Origin of the sequence: Enterococcus sulfureus ATCC 49903 (assembly GCF_000407605.1) — a bacterium.
GTDB lineage: Bacteria > Bacillota > Bacilli > Lactobacillales > Enterococcaceae > Enterococcus_G > Enterococcus_G sulfureus.
The window spans coordinates 495,435-512,525 of sequence record NZ_ASWO01000001.1; the positions used below are offsets into that span (position 1 = coordinate 495,435).

Consider the following 17,091-nt stretch of genomic DNA (forward strand, 5'->3'; position numbering starts at 1 on the left):
TACTATGTAAGTGGGTAATCTGTGATGTACGAATTTTCCCTATCAGTATTGACCGAACATTTTTATTGATATCTCGGGATCCGTCCGGTGTCTCTGTTGGTAACATGCCTTATCATTTGGTAGTTCAAAACGGTAGACCGTGGAGCCCACCTGCTTGTCTTTGCGGGATCAATACACCGGGATAAAAAACGGCATCTACGGAGAATGCCCATTTTTTGAATAATTATCTGTTGCAAAACAGTTCGATAAAAAAACGCTTGGCACATGCCAAGCGTTTTATATTTTGTCTGATTTCTTTTTCGGAGCCATGTGGAACGCTTTGACCTTTTCTAAAATAAAAAGTACCAATACAAGTACTAAAATCGCTAATGCTAAAAACATCGCTTGTAATCCACTATCATGTGCGAGCAATAATTCACGTAAAATCGCGGTAATACTAATTAAAATCAAATAGCGTACTGGAATATGATGTCCCTCTTCTACATAACGTAAGAGCATCAAAATAATTTCTAACAAAATAAATAGCGTGGCGACTTCTTCAACAAGGTCACTTAAACTACTCATCGAGTGTAATGGAATCATGTGCATGACGATATTGTAGATTGCTTCTGCCATCACAACCAAGATGAGAAGCACTAAAAATCCCAACATGATATCGACTAATAAACTGACATATTTTTTAAATACTTTAAAATAATCCATAAAAAACTCCTTTTTCTTTTATTATATACTAAAAGTATTTTTTAACGCGAGTCACAATTATGGATTTTTTTGCTATTTGCTCAAGATACGATTTTCTTCTATACTACAAACAAACAGTCAAAAAATGGAGGAACATCATGACAACGATTTTAGTAGTAATTTTCTCACTTGTATTATTGAGTGTGGGCATCTTCATGTGTAAACAACCACAAGGACTTTTTCAACTGATCCAGTCGACACCACAAAACCAAAAATTTATTAAGCGTTATAGCTATACGTTGATTGGTTTAGGAATAATTGGACTCATAAGTAGCTTCTTTTTAACAAAAGTCATGGCATTATGGTTTATCGGACTTGTTTTACTACTCTCAATGGTCTTTAGTTTGCAATTTTCCAAAAAAATGTCTGCTCGTCTTTAAGATATCCATTTTCTTTTTTTATAAAAAAGCATACAATAGAACTATACTGATAAGGGGGTTACGCTTATGTTACAACAATATAATCGCATCATGGTCGCAGTCGATGGCTCTAAAGAGGCAGAATTAGCTTTTCAAAAAGCAGTCAATGTCGCAAAACGAAACGAATCCGAACTATTATTGGTTCATGTTATCGACACGCGAGCTTTCCAAACTGTCGCATCATTTGATTCTGCACTAGCTGAACAAGCAACAGAAATGGCGCAAAAATCATTGGATGAATATATCGAAAAAGCACATAAACATGGATTGACATCCATCACCTCAACGATCGAATACGGTTCACCAAAAATGATTATTGGAAAACAATTACCTAAAGAAAAAGAAGTCGATTTGATTCTACTTGGCGCAACAGGTCTAAATGCTGTTGAACGTCTATTTATTGGATCTGTATCAGATTATGTCATTCGAAATGCACCTTGTGATGTGCTGATCGTACGTACAGATCTAGACAATCAATTACCACCTAAGAAAAAAGGTGAATAAAAAATACCGGATCAAGTGTGACTTGATCCGGTATTTTTTTAGTTACTTTTCATTAATTCTGTTACATACGCTACTGTATCTGGTTGCTCTGTTTCGATTTTTGCGATCGCTTCACTAAAGTTTGGTAAATGGTCTTTATGTGCGATCAATAATTCGTCTAATAAGGTTTTCGCCATCATCCCTCCTGGAACTAGCGGATTGATTGTAAAGGCGTGTAATGCTGCGCCATAATCTCCATCGATCGCCGCGCGAATGACCGTTTCTTCCATGCCTTTCATCACTTGGATAATCCCACGTGCTGCTGGCGGGAAAGCACCCCAATTGTATGGTTCATGTCCGTGAGCAGTTACAGGACCTGAAACTTCAACCACGCAATCATACGGTAGATCTGTAATGGTCCCGTTGTTTGCTGTCGATACGACCATATCGGTACGTTTGTCATTATAAATCGACGCGATCAATTCACATGCTGCGTCACTATAATGCGTTCCTCCACGTTGTTCTAATTCTTTTGGTTTGTAATCAAGATTTGGGTCTTTATACAGTTCAAACAAGCGCGCTTCAGTATCTTTTACCACTTGAGCACGTGTTTCTCCGCGTTCAAATTCTTCGATTGAATGTTTCAACATTTCATCTTCGATATAATAATAACGATGATAGCCACAAGGTAACATGCCTAAATCCTTGATTTGTTCATAATGGAACGGTGCATTGTGGATATTTTTCAAATGGCTCTCTGAATCTTCTTGTGGTCCATAAATCAAATCAATCAATTCCATCGTGCGTTCATTGCCTTCTTTATCCCATACACGGTGCCAATGGAAATGGTTGATTCCCGCAAATTTAAAGAATAAATCTTCTTCTGGTAATCCTAATTTTTCAGCTGCTTGTTTCCGGTGGCCGATCGGTACATTACATAAACCAGCTGTTTTTTTCCACCCACCATGTTTGATCGCCGCTTCTGTGACCATACCTGCTGGATTGGTAAAATTCACTAACCAAGCATCTGGACAAAGTTCTTTCATATCTTCAATAATACTTAAAATAACCGGAATCGTACGAAACGCTTTAAACATTCCACCGGCACCATTGGTTTCTTGACCTAAAACGCCATGGGATAACGGGATACGTTCGTCTTTGATACGAGCATCTAACAATCCAACTCGAAATTGTGTTGACACAAAGTCCGCATCTTTCAATGCAGCACGACGATCTAAGGTTAAATGGACTTCCCAATCTAAACCTGCTGCTTGAACCATCCGTTTTGCCATTTCACCAACGATTTCTAATTTTTCTTTTCCTTCTTCAATATCTACTAGCCAAATCTCTTTGATTGGCAATTCGTCTTTACGTTTGATATATCCTTCAATCAGTTCTGGTGTATAGCTTGATCCTCCACCAATTGTCGCAATTTTTAAAGCTCCTCTTGTCATGAATGATTCCTCCTGATGAATATGTTATCGTTTACAAATACATCATAAAGTATGGGAACATTCCCATAGCAAGCCTTTTTTTCAAAAAAATTTATGCTATACTCAAATTAAATGAAATCGGTCTCAAAAAGGAGTGCTCGCGTTGTCTACTATTATCGATGTCGCTAAAAAAGCAAAGGTGTCTAAATCAACAGTGTCTCGTGTTGTATCAGGAAAAGGCTATGTGAGTGAGGCCAGTCGAAAAAAAGTACTTTGTGCTATGGAAGAATTAGCTTATGTTCCCAATTCGATTGCCCGTAATCTACAAAGTGGCGAAACAAAAACAATCGGGTTTATCGTGCCTCATTTTATTGATCCATTATCGATTTTTTTAGAATCTTTTTTATCTATCGCACGCCAGTACGATTATTATGTCACGATTTTTTTTACAGATAGTGATAAACAAAAAGAAATCGAGGCCTTCAATCAATTAAAATATAAACAGATCGACGCACTGTTTATATTAACAAGGGCCAATGATTGGGACGTGATCACGTCCTATGCTAAATACGGGCCGATCGCTACTTGGCAACGAATCGATTCCCCCGTTATCTATTCAGCTTATGTCGATCATTATCAGGGGTATTTTGATTCATTGACTTATCTTCATAAGCGCGGGTACCACAAGATTGGTCATGTTTTAGGAAATGCGAAAAATTTAAATACGAAAGCGCGAATGCGTGCTATCAAAGATTTTGAAGCAAGATACCAACTAAAAGTTCCTGAAACATTCTATTTTTATGATTCACTTTATTCGAATGGACGAGCGATTGCCCAGAAATGGCATCAGTTGTCTGAAAAACCCGAAGCAATGGCTATTTATAGTGATGCTGTAGCTGCGCAATTTATCTCTGAACTGGAAAATCTTGGCTATCATATTCCACAAGATGTCGCTGTCATTGGTTTTGATAATAGTGAAATTAGCGAATTGATCCACTTGACGACTGTCGATTATTCCTTGCGCTATCAGGCAGAAAATGCCTTTATTTATTTGTACAATCAGCTCAATCAATTAAATTTACCCATGCATCAGCTATCTATTGAATTGATTGAACGACAAACCGTACCGATCCGTCAACATTAGTTATCTATCATTACTGTCACGCGCTTCATTATCATTGTAAAAAACAAGAGACTCTTCTATTATTAGAAGTATTAAGAGAGGAAAGGTGAAAACATGAAAACAATCAAAGCATCAGAAGCAATGATCAATGTCTTACTCGATTGGGGCGTGAAACGTGTTTACGGATTACCCGGAGATTCTATCGATACTACAATCGATGCATTACATCATTACAGTGAAGAAATCGAATTTATCCAAGTGCGTCATGAAGAAGTTGCTTCTTTAGCAGCAACAAGCGAAGCAAAATTAACTGGTCATATCGGTGTCTGCTTGTCGATCGGTGGCCCTGGAGCGATTCATTTATTGAATGGCTTATACGACGCTAAAATGGATCATGTCCCACTACTTGCTCTTGTAGGACAAGTAAATTCCACTCTGATCAACAGTGACTTTTTCCAAGAAGTCAATACGGCTTCTTTACTAGAAGATGTCGCAGTCTATAATAAAGAAATCCAATCTGCCGAGTCATTACCAAAAATCGTAGATGAAGCGATTCGTACGGCAATGCGCCAAAAAGGGGTTGCTGTACTAACGATTCCAGATGATTTTCCAGATCAAAAAATCCCTGATATTTATAAAACACTCGCTGGTGAGGCAAATCTTTTTAGCCCCCCTGCGTTGATTCCAGAAAAAATGGAGGAAGCGGCACGCTTGATTAAAGACAGCAAACATCCAGTTGTTCTTTCTGGTGTAGGATCAAAACATGCTAGCCGCGCGCTAACGACCTTTATCGAAAAAAATCATATCCCAATCATCCAAACAGTGCCAAGTAAAGGCATTGTAGCAGATGATCATCCAAACTCATTAGGAAATGTAGGAAAACTTGGAACAAAGCCTGCCTATGAAGCGATGAAAGAAGCCGACTTATTGATTATGCTGGGAACAAATTATCCTTATGTAAATTATTTGCCGGATCAACAGTCTTGTAAGGCGATCCAAGTTGATTTAGTTCCCGAACGTTTTGGGAAACGATTCCCATTAGAATTAGCGGTTGAAAGTACCGTAGAAGATTTTCTTACTTCTTTAAATGAATTAGGTGAATTACGTTCATCGACAGAATTTCTAAGTGCTTGCCAAGAGGCGATGAAACATTGGAATAAATGGATGGAAGAACAGCGACAAAATACTGAAGATCAATTTGTGCATCCTGCGTACTTGTTCAATGCAATCGAATCATTAGCCACACCGGATACAATCTATTCGATCGATGTGGGAACATCCACTGCTTGGGCAGCTAAGTTTTTACGTGTTCAGCCACAACAAGACTTTTTGATTTCATCTTGGCTTGGTACAATGGGTTGTGCTTTACCTGGAGCTTTAGCTGCTAAATTGAATTATCCAAATCGACAAGTATTATCCGTAGCAGGTGATGGTGGCTTTGCAATGGTCATGCAAGATTTTGTTACGGCAGTAAAATATAATTTGCCTTTTGTACAATTTATCGTGAACAATCAAAAATTATCGTTTATTGAAGTAGAGCAACAATCTTCTGGTCAACGTAATTACGGGATCGACTTAGCTGATATTGACTTTGCAAAAGCTGCTGAAGCTTTCGGTGGGAACGGGTATACCGTAAAATCAGCAAGTGAGCTAGATGCCATTTTGCCGAGACTAATGGGTGTGACAAAACCTACGATCGTGAATGTTTATGTTGAAGATGATGCGCCACTTCCAGGAAAGATCGTGAAAGATGAAGCGGAAGGCTTTGCTAAATTTACGGTTCAAAGTGTATTAAAAGACCACAAATTCCCAGAACTTCCGCCATTAAAAGAAATTATTCGCCAACTGTTTTAAAAAAAAGCTCTTTGACCCACTTGGATCAAAGAGCTTTTGCTTTATTTAAATTTTACGGCGGTACCATATGCAGTAACAGATTGCATATCTTGACCAATCGATCCAGAATCAAAACGCATCATGACAATGGCATCAGCACCTAGCACTTCGGCATTTTTTTTCAAACGTTCGATTGCACTTTGGCGAGACTCTTCTTGCATTTCTGTGTACGCTTTGATTTCGCCACCTACAATATTTTTCAAACTAGCTCCGATATCTTTGAGGATATTTTTAGAGTTTGTCGTCAATCCAAATACTTCACCAATAATTTCATACTCTTTACCTGGAATTTTTTCTGTTGTTGTTACTAACATTGGTACACTCCCCTTTCATTACGCTACTTCTTTTAGTATAGCAAATCCAGACGAAAAACCCCATAGTTAGAACAACGATTTACCCAACGATTTTGTCACCTGTTGAAGTTTATTTCTTGTATTCACTCCGTTGTAATCCTGCTAAATAAGAAAAGGTCATATCGTATTTTCCTGGACTGATCTCTCTCAGGTGCACACCTACCGCGCCTTCTGTTGTTTGCTGATTCAACAGATTTTTATTATGTTCTGGTGAATTGACCCAACCATTAAAGATTCGTTGTGCTCCATTATTGACATACCAGTCTAAAGATTCATTAAAATTAGAAAAACCTAAATTCTCAACATATGGAATTCCTTGATATCCATAATCTAACGGCGTGGATAATCCTCTTCCACCATTAGGTCGCGTATGTGAAAAATTCGTAACGATTTCTTCTGCACGTACATTCGCACCTTTTCTAATCGTAGCTTCCGTCCGCAGACCCGTTAATCCTTTAGACCGGCGGTAATTGTTGATCAACACGAATGTTTGACGTGCCACTTCACTTCGTGCTTCTTGTACGTTCATCGTACTTGGCGGTGTAGTCGTATCTTGCGGTGTTTGATTAACTTGTTCTTGCGCGCTACTTACTCCATACCAAGCAATTCCTTCATTATTCCAACCAGCTCGAACTAAATTATTTTTTTCATTACTATTGATCGTGTAATGATGCGTTCCTCCTTTTTTAGGGTCTGGATTGTATACACGATGTAAAGGGATTTCTTTATTTTTAGCTGATTGCCAGCCGATACCTTCATATCGCCAACCAATTTTTACTAAATCGTTTTTCTCCTGTTCATTCATTGTATAATGGTGTAACCCTGTAGCACGATTATATAAACGATAAACAGGATCACCGTAACTTGGCGCGATCCAACTCACCCCTTCAGCACGCCAACCTGCTTTCACTAATTCATTTTGCTCCGTTAAATTAGCTGTGTAATGGTGCTCGCCATTATTTGGATTATACATGCGATACATTGTGACCACTGGAGACTTTGTATCCGCTTTCACAAACGATTCCGTCATAGCACAATTTACTAAAAACAGACCAAAAGCTAACAGACATAATTTACCAAATAGAGTTTGTTTCATTTGCGTTCCCTCCTATTTGATTGCTAACTTTAGTCTACCATATTTTGTGATATCATCGAGTCCAATAGTTTCTTGTAAAAGCAGAATAATTGAGCGCTTTCACTATCGTTTTTTTTATATACTAATTGTTCACAGCTATTTTTATATTTTTTTTCATAAACATTCCTATTTTAAAACGAATTTTATCATATTTCGTTCACAATTTGATACTATAGTATACCCATACCCAAACAAACAACCCTAATATTTTTTTCATTTCTTACTCCCTCCCACTAGTTATACTAGTGGGTATTTTTATACACAAATCACGCGATGACTAAGTTTAGTCATCGCGTGATTTGTGTATAAATTGATAGCGTGTAAAAATTTTGATCAAAGGATAGCGCAATACAATAAAAAACAGTACTGTTCCTATACTATGCATCATATCAAAAGAAATCCCCATCAAATAATACGGCCAAAATGCGGTTACGCCCCAAAACGGTGCGAGCATCAACGTCACTAAAAAACCGTATCCCATACTGACTCCTACGCATAAAAAAAGTTGGATAACTAGATATTTTTGTAAAGGAATCATTTGACGAATAGCTCCTACTATCAATATCAATAAAATATAGGTCAAAATTTGTGCAATTGTCCAAATTCCAGTACCCAAATAAAGATTTGTAATCAACATTGATAATGTGCTAATGATCATAGCTGCAGGTATACTGGTATAAATCGCAACGAATAGAATAATTGCCGTAACGGGTTGTACATTAGGAATCGGACTTGTTAATAAACGTCCTACTACACATAATGCGGTCAATAACGCAATGGTAGTGAGTTCTTTCGTTTTAAACATTTCAAATTTCCTCTTTCATCTTCAACCGATCATACTTTGGATAAGTTAAAGACAATTTTATCATTTGCTTTTAAAAGAGTGTCTTTAGCGCCTTTACTTGCTTCTTGACCGTTGATCGTGTACATCCAATATTTGTTGGCTGCAGGATCTTGTTCTTTACCATCGATTTTTGTGATAAATCCATCTTGATCTTCAATAGCGAAAGATTTTTTTAACGCATCGTACACACTTTGTCCTTCGGTTACTTCAATTGTTTTTGACGACAATTCTTTACCATCTTCTTGAAGTATAATCGTCGCTTTTTGTTCCACAACTAAACTCGTTGATGTACTCTGACTCACTTGATTTTCTTTTGTCGTTTTAGTATCTGTACAAGCAGCTAAACTGATCATGCTTATTCCTAAAAGAAATACGATCCATTGCTTTTTCATTTGATCTCCCTACTTTCATTCTGAATTCTTTGAAAGTATACCATATCTAAAACGGAAAAAATGGTGCAATCTGACATTCGATTGCACCATTTTTTCTTAAGTTAAACTTCCACCATTGCTTTTGATCACGTCTTGGTACCAATAGTAACTATCTTTTTTATAACGATTCATCGTACCACCAGCTTCATCACGATCAACATAAACAAAACCATACCGTTTTTGGTATCCATTTAGCCAACTCAGTAAATCTGTAAACGACCATGTACAATACGCCCAAATCTCACATCCAGCTTGACTTGCATCGATCAATGCGTTGATATGTGCTTCTAAATACGCGATTCGGTATGGATCATGAATTTCATTTTCTGACGTTAAGGTATCAAATGCCCCTAAACCATTTTCTGAAATCACAATCGGTAACGCGTAACGACTCGTAATTTCCTTACATGCATAACTCAACCCCATTGGATCGATCGACCAATCCCAATCGGTCGTTTCTAAATAAGGATTTGCAGGATTTTTATAAACACCTGGAACACCGGTAACTTCATTAGTCCCTTTTTTACCCGAAGTATTCATTTGTGCATACGGCGTCGCACCATCTAATGGATTGTATTCACAAACGGTTGTTTGATAATAATTCACACCCATAAAATCAACTAAACTAGCGGCTTTTTTTAAGAGAATCGCTTCTTCTTGCGTCACTTTTGGAGCCACACCTTTTGATTCTAGATAAGTATACGCAGTTTTTGGATAGCGACCATATGCATATACATCCATCCACCAGAAATTTTTCAAATTGTCAAAGTCCATTTTTGCCATAGCATCTTCTGGTTTACTGGTTAATGCATAACTTGGACTATAAGCAAAACTTGCACCGATTTTTCCATTCGGATGAATTTCTTTAAACGCACATACCGTTTTCGCATGCGCTAAAAAAGCATGATGATTTACTTTATAAAATAACGCTTCTTCATCAAATTTACCTGGTGGATGCATTGCAGTTAACCAGCCAAATGTTGTAAAGATATTTTGTTCATTCAACGTGATCCAATACGTGACTTTTTCTTTGAATCGTTCAATCAAATACGTCGCGTAATGAACGAAATCGTCAACGACTTGTGCATTTTCCCAACCACCATATTCTTCGACTAATGCTTGTGGGATATCCCAATGATACAAAGTGATCATCGGTTCAATCCCATATTGAACACATGTATCGATGATCGCTTCATAGAATTTCACCCCAGCTTCATTGACTTCGCCTTTTCCTTTTGGGAATATTCGAGTCCATGCAATCGAAAAACGATAGGTTTGCAATCCCATTTCAGCCATGAGCGCAATATCTTCTAGATAACGATGATAATGATCGACAGCCACTTCACCAGTGGATTCTTTAAATGTTTTTCCTGGAATCTTTACGAATTCATCCCAGTTGGATAGCCCTTTGCCATCTTCTTGATAAGCTCCTTCAATTTGATAAGCAGCAGATGCGCTACCCCATAAAAAATTTTTTGGCATTGTTTTTTTTGACATCTATTTCACCTCATATAAGACTTATATTATTCTTTAGTGATAGATTTAGTATACGCGATAAAGCAAACGTTTGCACGTTTTTTATAAATCGCTTTCTTTTGTTTTTTTAACCAAAAGAATATCCGTACATTTTGTGTTATTTTTTTAAAAACATTCATTTTTTCTAGTTGACTTTACTAAAAAAGCACGCTATAGTTCTAATCACAACTTCATAACTCATGCAATACAAAAGAGAAGTAACATGATACTTGACCTTTTAAAGAGAGCTGCCACTAGTGAGAATGCAGTAAAGGCAAACATGCGAATGGGCTTTTGGCTATCGTGCTGAACACAGTGTCAGTAGGTGCGATCGGGTACTCCCGTTATAGAGAAAGGCCATTGTTAGATGGCTGATTCGAGAAGAATATAGTTTTTTTGCTGTATTCACATATGAGGTGGCACCGTGTAGCTTACGCCCTCAGTAGTCTTTGGACTACTGAGGGCTTTTTTGCGCTTAAGAAAGGATGACCCCTATTGAAAACAATCGATACTATTTACCATACAACGCTTACGGACACTCAGCTTTATCGTCACGTAAAAACGAAACAAGCATGCTTGTTTCACTATACAACTCCATCAAATGAACAGCTGAGTATCATTGGATTTGATCCAGTTTATCACTTAGCATTTAAAGAGCAACTCCTTACTGTAAACGGGGAATCGACACCCTGTCTCGATCCACTGTATGCATTAGAAGACTATACGTATACTGACGAAGCACCTCTGTTAGACCTTCCGTTTCAAGGAGGTGCTATCGGATATACAAGTTATGATCTAGCGTTTGTCTATGAGCCTTTGACCCATCAAGCAATCGATACTTTACAACTGCCGGATATGCAATTTTATCTATATGAGACCTTTATATTATTAAATGAAACGACAAACACAGTCTCGATCATCTGTAGCAATATGTACAGTCATGTTGAAGAAGCGGTTCTATCTAATAGACTACGATCGCTAAAAGAAGAACTAATAAGACTTGAACAACAAACCGAATATCCTGATCAAGCACTTGTCCCGATCGAATTTTCTAGCTCGATGTCCACTGCACAATTTAAAACGGTCGTTAACAAAGCGAAAGAATATATCAAAAAAGGAGATCTTTTTCAAGTCGTCCCTTCACAACGTTTAAGTGCTTCATTCACACAAGATGTTTTAAGTTACTATCACGAATTATCCAAAGAAAATCCGACAACTTACCGATACTTGCTTTCTTTTCCAGACGTGGTCGTTGTTGGTTGTTCTCCAGAAACCTTGGTCAAAGTCGAGCAGAGAAATATCACCACTAATCCTATTGCAGGTACCAGAAAACGCGGAAAAACCTATTCTGAAGATCAAGAATTCGCACAAGATTTACTACAAGATGAAAAAGAACGTGCCGAGCATCAAATGCTAGTCGATCTTGGACGAAATGATTTAGGGAAAGTCAGTCAGATTGGAAGTGTTCGTTTGCCATTATTTATGCAAATCAAACGTTACCACCATGTGATGCACCTTGTTTCAATCGTTCAAGCAACACTTTTAGAGTCTGCTCATCCAATCGATGCCTTAAAAGCAACACTTCCTGCCGGAACCGTTAGCGGAGCACCAAAAATTCGAGCCATGCAACGAATCTATGAATTTGAAGCAACGACTCGTGGAATCTACGCGGGAGGCATTGGCTTTTTATCTCATGATCAACAACTCGATTTTGCGATTGCGATCCGAACCATGGTGATCAAAGATGATATCGCTCATGTTCAAGCTGGGGCTGGCATCGTATTTGACTCTGATCCTGAATTAGAATATCAAGAAACATTGAACAAAGCGAAAACATTACTGGAGGTGCTTGTATGATTTTATGCATCGATAATTACGATTCATTTACCTATAATCTTGTCCAACAAATCGATACGCATAACGTACAGATCTGTCGCAACGATGATCCAGAAATTTTTTCGCTTGCCGCACAAGCAGATGCATTGATCTTATCTCCTGGACCAGGTCATCCCAAAGAAGCCGGTGCTTTAGAAGAAATCATCCAAACATTTTATCAAACAAAACCAATTTTAGGGATTTGCCTCGGTCATCAAGCGATCGCTGAAGTATTTGGGGCCACGATCGTCTCTGCTCCAAAAATCTTACATTGCAAACAATCACAGATTATATGTCAAGATAGCGTATTGTATCAACAGACACCCATGCAACAACTAGTAATGCGGTATCATTCACTCATCGTCGACCCAACACAACTCACAGATAAATTTAAAGTGATTGCTGCTACGACTGATGGGCTGATCATGGGGATCGAGCATCGTGACTATCCTATTTTTGGCATCCAATACCATCCTGAGTCCATTGGTACACCTTATGGAAAAGACCTAATCGACAATTTTTGTCGTCTTATTGCATAGAAAGAAGGAATCGATATGAATGAATTACTTGAAAAATTATATGCACAACATCATCTAACACGAGAAGAAATGCAGCTGATTGCCACAAAAATGTTGGATGGTACACTTTCTGATCTCCAAATTAGTGCAGTCTTGATCGCGTTAAAAATAAAAACCATTACGCCTAGTGAACTAACAGGTTTAGTGACCGTCATGCAACAACACGCGATCGCTTTACCAGATGTTCCTTTTTCCTTAATGGACAATTGCGGTACTGGTGGCGATCATTTAAAAACGTTTAATATCAGTACCCTTACTGCATTTGTACTCGCTGCAGGTGGTATAAAAATGGCGAAACATGGCAATAAAAGTGTTTCAAGCCGCTCTGGTAGTGCTGATTTATTGGCCTCTTTTGATTTGGAATTTACAAATGATCCGATGTTGATCGAATACCAATTAAAAACAGCTGGCATCACTTTTTTATACGCACCGGCATTTCACCCAATGATGAAAACTGTCGCACCGATTCGTACGGCATTAAATACGCCTACTATTTTTAACTTATTAGGACCGCTATTAAATCCCTATCCCCTAGATACCCAATTGATGGGGACCTTTGATCCACACTCACTAGATTTACTACGCGACACTTTGATTCAATTAGGTCGTAAACAAGTGACTATCGTCCACGGCGCACTTGGAATGGATGAAGCAAATTTAGCTGGACGCACCACATGTCTTTTATATCGTAACGGTGTAAAAGACATGATCACGTTCACACCAGAAGAAATGGGCTTTAAACCGTCTCCGATTCAGGCGATCCAAGTCGACTCGATTAAGCAAAGTCATGAACAAACATTAGCGATTTTACGTAATGAAGCCTCCGTCGCACTCGATACGGTTTGTTTGAATGCTGGTTTAGGATTTTTTACAGCAAATAAAGTGCCTTCGATTCAAGCAGGTATTCAATTTGCGCAACAATTGCTACGTGACGGTGCAGTATATGATACATTTACGCGCTTACTACATACTCAACAGGAGGTTTATGCATGAATTTTTTAACTGAAATACTCACAAAAAAACAAGCGGAATTACAAGATTTAGAACCCGTTGTTCCTGTTGAAAATCCCATTTCACGTCCATCACTTGTAAACTTGTTAAGCCAGCATCCTAAACACGTACAACTGATCGGTGAAATCAAACGAGCCTCTCCTTCAAAAGGTAGTATCAATGAACAAGTCGATATCAAAACTCAAGTCGCTCGTTACGAAGAAGCCAATGTTTGCGCGATCTCGGTATTAACTGATCCTTATTTTTTTCACGGCTCGATCCAAGATCTTAAAACTGTCGCGAGTTTAACAACGCTCCCTTTATTATGTAAAGATTTTATTTTAGATGAACGGCAAATTATTCGTGCCAAACAAGCAGGTGCGAGTATCATTTTACTGATTGTCGCTTGTCTATCCAGCAAACGTTTAGCTGAATTATTTGCTTTTGCGACTACTCTTGGTTTAGAGGTGCTCGTTGAAACACACGATGAAGCAGAGATCAAACAAGCACAAGCTTTACAGGCACCCTTGATTGGAGTTAATAATCGTAATTTAGAAACATTTGAGGTATCCCTCGAGGTGAGTGAGCGTTGTGCTCCATTGAAACAAGAACATTTTTATATCAGCGAATCCGGTTTTAAAACAGCTGAAGATGTAAAACGCGTAGCACATGCCTATGATGCGATTTTGGTTGGTGAAACTTTAATGAGAAGTTTAGATATCAAAAAAACTGCACACGCACTGCAGGTGATCCGAACATGACGAAGATCAAAATTTGTGGGATCCAAACACCAGAAGATCTAGTTTACGCGACCGCTTACGGGGCGGATTATGTAGGATTTGTATTTGCAAAAAGCAAACGAAAAATCAGTGCACAAGATGCGCAAACACTAGTCAAACTTGTCCCGCATCCAGTAAAAACAGTCGGTGTCGTCGTCTCGCCTTCAATCAAAGAATTACGAGACATCCAGCGTATCATATCTCTTGATTTCTGGCAGATTCACGGCGAGATTCCCTCTCCCTATCCAAAAGATCTCGCTCCTTATATTGTCGCTACAACAGCCGATGATATTTCTTACCTTACACCGTATGATCAAGTATTAGTAGATGCGAAACAAAGCGGTCACGGAATTTGTTTTGATTGGGACACACTGGATATATCCAAAGTCCGTGCCAAAGAGGTTTGGATCGCAGGTGGACTAAATGCAGAAAATGTCAACGAAGCGATTCAACATTTTCATCCCACTGTAGTCGATGTTTCAAGTGGAGTCGAAACAAATGAGAAAAAAGATCCTAAAAAAATCCGCGCATTTTGCCAAGCAGTCAAGGAGGAAACTTATGTACAATCAACCCAATGAACAAGGATTTTACGGAGAATTTGGTGGACAATTCGTCCCTGAAACGTTGATGTATGCCTTAAAAGAATTAGAAGAAACCTATCGTGCTTCACAAAAAGATCCAGAGTTCCAAGCAGAATTAGCGTATTATCTCAAACAATATGTCGGACGTGAAAATCCACTATATTATGCCCAACGTTTATCACAAGAACTTGGTGGTGCAAAGATTTATCTAAAACGGGAAGACTTAAACCATACAGGGGCGCATAAAATCAACAACGCAATCGGACAAGTTTTATTAGCTAAGAAGATGGGGAAAAAGAAAATCGTTGCTGAAACTGGTGCTGGCCAACACGGGGTTGCAACGGCTACAGCTGCTGCTCTTTTTGGGATGGATTGTATTATTTTTATGGGTGAAGTCGACGTACAACGTCAAGAGTTGAATGTATTTCGCATGGAACTATTGGGGGCTAAAGTTCAACCGGTGACTTCTGGAAGTCATACCCTAAAAGATGCTGTAAATGAAGCACTCCGCTACTGGGTCGCACATGTTGAAGACACTCATTATATTTTGGGTTCGGTTTTAGGTCCGCATCCTTTCCCAGAAATCGTTCGCGATTATCAAAGCGTAATTGGAAATGAAGCACGTGCTCAACTTTTAAAAAGTGAACAGGTCTTACCCGATATTGCTCTAGCTTGTATTGGTGGTGGGAGCAATGCGATGGGACTATTTTACCCATTTTTAAATGATCCAGTACGCTTAATTGGAGTTGAAGCTGCTGGAAAAGGGCTAAATACAACTGAACACGCCGCTTCTTTAACCAAAGGAGAAATCGGAATTTTGCATGGAACCAAAATGCACGTATTACAAGATGAAGATGGTCAAATTCAAGAAGCGTTCTCAATTTCAGCAGGACTTGATTATCCTGGAATTGGGCCAGAACATTCCTTCTTACATACAACAGACCGAGTAGAATACACGTCTGTTACCGATCAAGAAGCATTAGATGCCTTTCACTTTTTAGCTAAAACAGAAGGAATCATTCCCGCTTTAGAAAGTGCACATGCTATCGCTGAAGTCATCAAATTAGCCCCTACTTTATCTAAAGAACAACGAATCATCGTCTGCTTGTCTGGCCGTGGGGATAAAGATGTTCACCAAGTCAAACAGTATATGGAGGAAAAAGAATGAAACTAGATGCGAACAAAAAGCAATTTATCCCTTATATTATGGCTGGGGCAAATGGATTAGATCGCTTAGAAAGTGAACTACGTTTATTAGAAAAACATGGAGCGACCGCAATCGAACTTGGCATCCCTTTTTCTGATCCGGTCGCCGATGGTCCAGTGATTGAGCAAGCTGGAATCAGCGCACGAAAAAAAGGTGTGACACTGCAAAAAGTTCTCAACTTTTTGCAACAACATACCTTTTGTGTTCCCATTATTTTAATGGGCTATGCAAATTCTTTTGTCCACTACGGGAGTTCAGCTTTAGCAAAAGCTCTAGAACACACTCAAGTTCAGGGCTTGATTATTCCAGACCTCCCTTATGAACATCGCGAACTGATCACAGCAGATTTACCAGATTCGATTACCTTGATCACCATGGTTTCACTAACTAGTTCACCAGAACGTATTCAACTGTTAACTCAAGAGGCTACTGGTTTTATCTATGCCGTAACCCTCAATGGTGTCACTGGAAAACAACAAGCGCACACCGAGCTTGCGCCTTATTTTCAAGCAATCAAACAGACAACTGCTATTCCTGTTTGTGCCGGTTTTGGAATCCATACTGCACAAGATGTAGCTTATTTTTTATCTATCTGTGATGGGATCGTGATTGGTTCTGCTATTGTACAAAAATTGGCAACAGCTAGCCTAGAAGAAGTCGATAGTTTTTTAACAGAACTATTAGCACCACTTCATCATCCTGTTTACTAAG

The 17,091-nt window shown here is 38.6% G+C and carries 18 protein-coding genes and 1 other RNA gene; 12 read left to right on the forward strand and 7 right to left on the reverse strand.

Translation table 11 applies throughout. The features are described from left to right. Nucleotides 1–13: 13 nt before the first annotated feature. Nucleotides 14–208: non-coding RNA, 6S RNA (ssrS, locus tag I573_RS11655), on the forward strand. A gap of 68 nt (nt 209–276) precedes the next feature. On the opposite strand, the gene I573_RS02265 is transcribed toward ssrS, so the two are convergent. Then, on the reverse strand, nt 277–702 hold the full coding sequence (locus I573_RS02265; RefSeq protein WP_016184953.1) for a phosphate-starvation-inducible PsiE family protein: 426 nt from the start codon (nt 700–702) through the stop codon (nt 277–279). Nucleotides 703–839: 137 nt separating this feature from the next. On the opposite strand from I573_RS02265, the gene I573_RS02270 reads away from it, so the two are divergent. Both I573_RS02270 and I573_RS02275 read left to right on the forward strand, forming a co-directional pair. After that, nucleotides 840–1,121, forward strand: coding sequence for a hypothetical protein (locus I573_RS02270; RefSeq protein ID WP_016184954.1), 282 nt, complete (start codon nt 840–842; stop codon nt 1,119–1,121). A gap of 66 nt (nt 1,122–1,187) precedes the next feature. Further along, a complete protein-coding gene (locus I573_RS02275) occupies nt 1,188–1,664 on the forward strand; it encodes a universal stress protein (protein ID WP_016184955.1) in 477 nt (158 codons plus the stop codon). 38 nt (nt 1,665–1,702) lie between these two features. On the opposite strand, the gene I573_RS02280 is transcribed toward I573_RS02275, so the two are convergent. Further along, a complete protein-coding gene (locus tag I573_RS02280) occupies nt 1,703–3,097 on the reverse strand; it encodes a 6-phospho-beta-glucosidase (protein ID WP_016184956.1) in 1,395 nt (464 codons plus the stop codon). Between the two features lie 142 nt (nt 3,098–3,239). Between I573_RS02280 and I573_RS02285 the strand changes: the two genes are divergently transcribed. Both I573_RS02285 and I573_RS02290 read left to right on the forward strand, forming a co-directional pair. Beyond that, nucleotides 3,240–4,220, forward strand: a complete 981-nt coding sequence (locus tag I573_RS02285; RefSeq protein ID WP_016184957.1) for a LacI family DNA-binding transcriptional regulator — start codon at nt 3,240–3,242, stop codon at nt 4,218–4,220. Between the two features lie 93 nt (nt 4,221–4,313). Next, nucleotides 4,314–6,053 carry a pyruvate oxidase gene (locus tag I573_RS02290; RefSeq protein WP_016184958.1) on the forward strand — a complete coding sequence of 580 codons (1,740 nt, stop codon included), beginning with the start codon at nt 4,314–4,316 and terminating at the stop codon, nt 6,051–6,053. A 41-nt stretch (nt 6,054–6,094) separates the two neighbouring features. Here I573_RS02290 and I573_RS02295 read toward each other — a convergent pair whose 3' ends face one another. From I573_RS02295 to I573_RS02315, 5 genes are all read right to left on the reverse strand, one after another. Then, nucleotides 6,095–6,406 carry a heavy metal-binding domain-containing protein gene (locus I573_RS02295; protein ID WP_016184959.1) on the reverse strand — a complete coding sequence of 104 codons (312 nt, stop codon included), beginning with the start codon at nt 6,404–6,406 and terminating at the stop codon, nt 6,095–6,097. Between the two features lie 109 nt (nt 6,407–6,515). Then, the gene (locus I573_RS02300; protein WP_016184960.1) at nt 6,516–7,541 is read right to left on the reverse strand and encodes a CAP domain-containing protein; all 1,026 of its coding nucleotides are present in this window, start codon (nt 7,539–7,541) and stop codon (nt 6,516–6,518) included. A gap of 322 nt (nt 7,542–7,863) precedes the next feature. Beyond that, complete coding sequence (locus I573_RS02305; protein WP_016184961.1) at nt 7,864–8,385, reverse strand: DUF6580 family putative transport protein; 522 nt, start codon at nt 8,383–8,385, stop codon at nt 7,864–7,866. Nucleotides 8,386–8,414: 29 nt separating this feature from the next. Beyond that, complete coding sequence (locus I573_RS02310; RefSeq protein ID WP_016184962.1) at nt 8,415–8,816, reverse strand: DUF4430 domain-containing protein; 402 nt, start codon at nt 8,814–8,816, stop codon at nt 8,415–8,417. Nucleotides 8,817–8,912: 96 nt separating this feature from the next. Beyond that, nucleotides 8,913–10,352, reverse strand: coding sequence for a glycoside hydrolase family 1 protein (locus tag I573_RS02315; protein WP_016184963.1), 1,440 nt, complete (start codon nt 10,350–10,352; stop codon nt 8,913–8,915). Between the two features lie 513 nt (nt 10,353–10,865). Here I573_RS02315 and I573_RS02320 point away from each other — a divergent pair. The 7 genes from I573_RS02320 to trpA are packed head-to-tail and all read left to right on the forward strand — an operon-like array spanning nt 10,866 to nt 17,090. After that, the gene (locus I573_RS02320; RefSeq protein ID WP_016184964.1) at nt 10,866–12,227 is read left to right on the forward strand and encodes an anthranilate synthase component I; all 1,362 of its coding nucleotides are present in this window, start codon (nt 10,866–10,868) and stop codon (nt 12,225–12,227) included. Next, entirely contained in the window at nt 12,224–12,784 is a 561-nt protein-coding gene (locus tag I573_RS02325; protein ID WP_016184965.1) for an anthranilate synthase component II, read from the forward strand. The genes I573_RS02320 and I573_RS02325 overlap by 4 nt, the downstream gene beginning before the upstream one ends. 15 nt (nt 12,785–12,799) lie before the next feature. After that, nucleotides 12,800–13,816 carry an anthranilate phosphoribosyltransferase gene (gene trpD / locus I573_RS02330; protein ID WP_016184966.1) on the forward strand — a complete coding sequence of 339 codons (1,017 nt, stop codon included), beginning with the start codon at nt 12,800–12,802 and terminating at the stop codon, nt 13,814–13,816. Continuing rightward, nucleotides 13,813–14,574, forward strand: a complete 762-nt coding sequence (locus tag I573_RS02335; protein WP_016184967.1) for an indole-3-glycerol phosphate synthase TrpC — start codon at nt 13,813–13,815, stop codon at nt 14,572–14,574. The genes trpD and I573_RS02335 overlap by 4 nt, the downstream gene beginning before the upstream one ends. Continuing rightward, on the forward strand, nt 14,571–15,170 hold the full coding sequence (locus I573_RS02340; RefSeq protein WP_016184968.1) for a phosphoribosylanthranilate isomerase: 600 nt from the start codon (nt 14,571–14,573) through the stop codon (nt 15,168–15,170). The genes I573_RS02335 and I573_RS02340 overlap by 4 nt, the downstream gene beginning before the upstream one ends. Further along, on the forward strand, nt 15,151–16,341 hold the full coding sequence (gene trpB, locus I573_RS02345; RefSeq protein WP_016184969.1) for a tryptophan synthase subunit beta: 1,191 nt from the start codon (nt 15,151–15,153) through the stop codon (nt 16,339–16,341). Before I573_RS02340 ends, trpB begins: the two co-directional genes overlap by 20 nt. Further along, a complete protein-coding gene (gene trpA, locus I573_RS02350; protein WP_016184970.1) occupies nt 16,338–17,090 on the forward strand; it encodes a tryptophan synthase subunit alpha in 753 nt (250 codons plus the stop codon). The genes trpB and trpA overlap by 4 nt, the downstream gene beginning before the upstream one ends. The last annotated feature ends 1 nt before the right edge of the window (nt 17,091 follow it).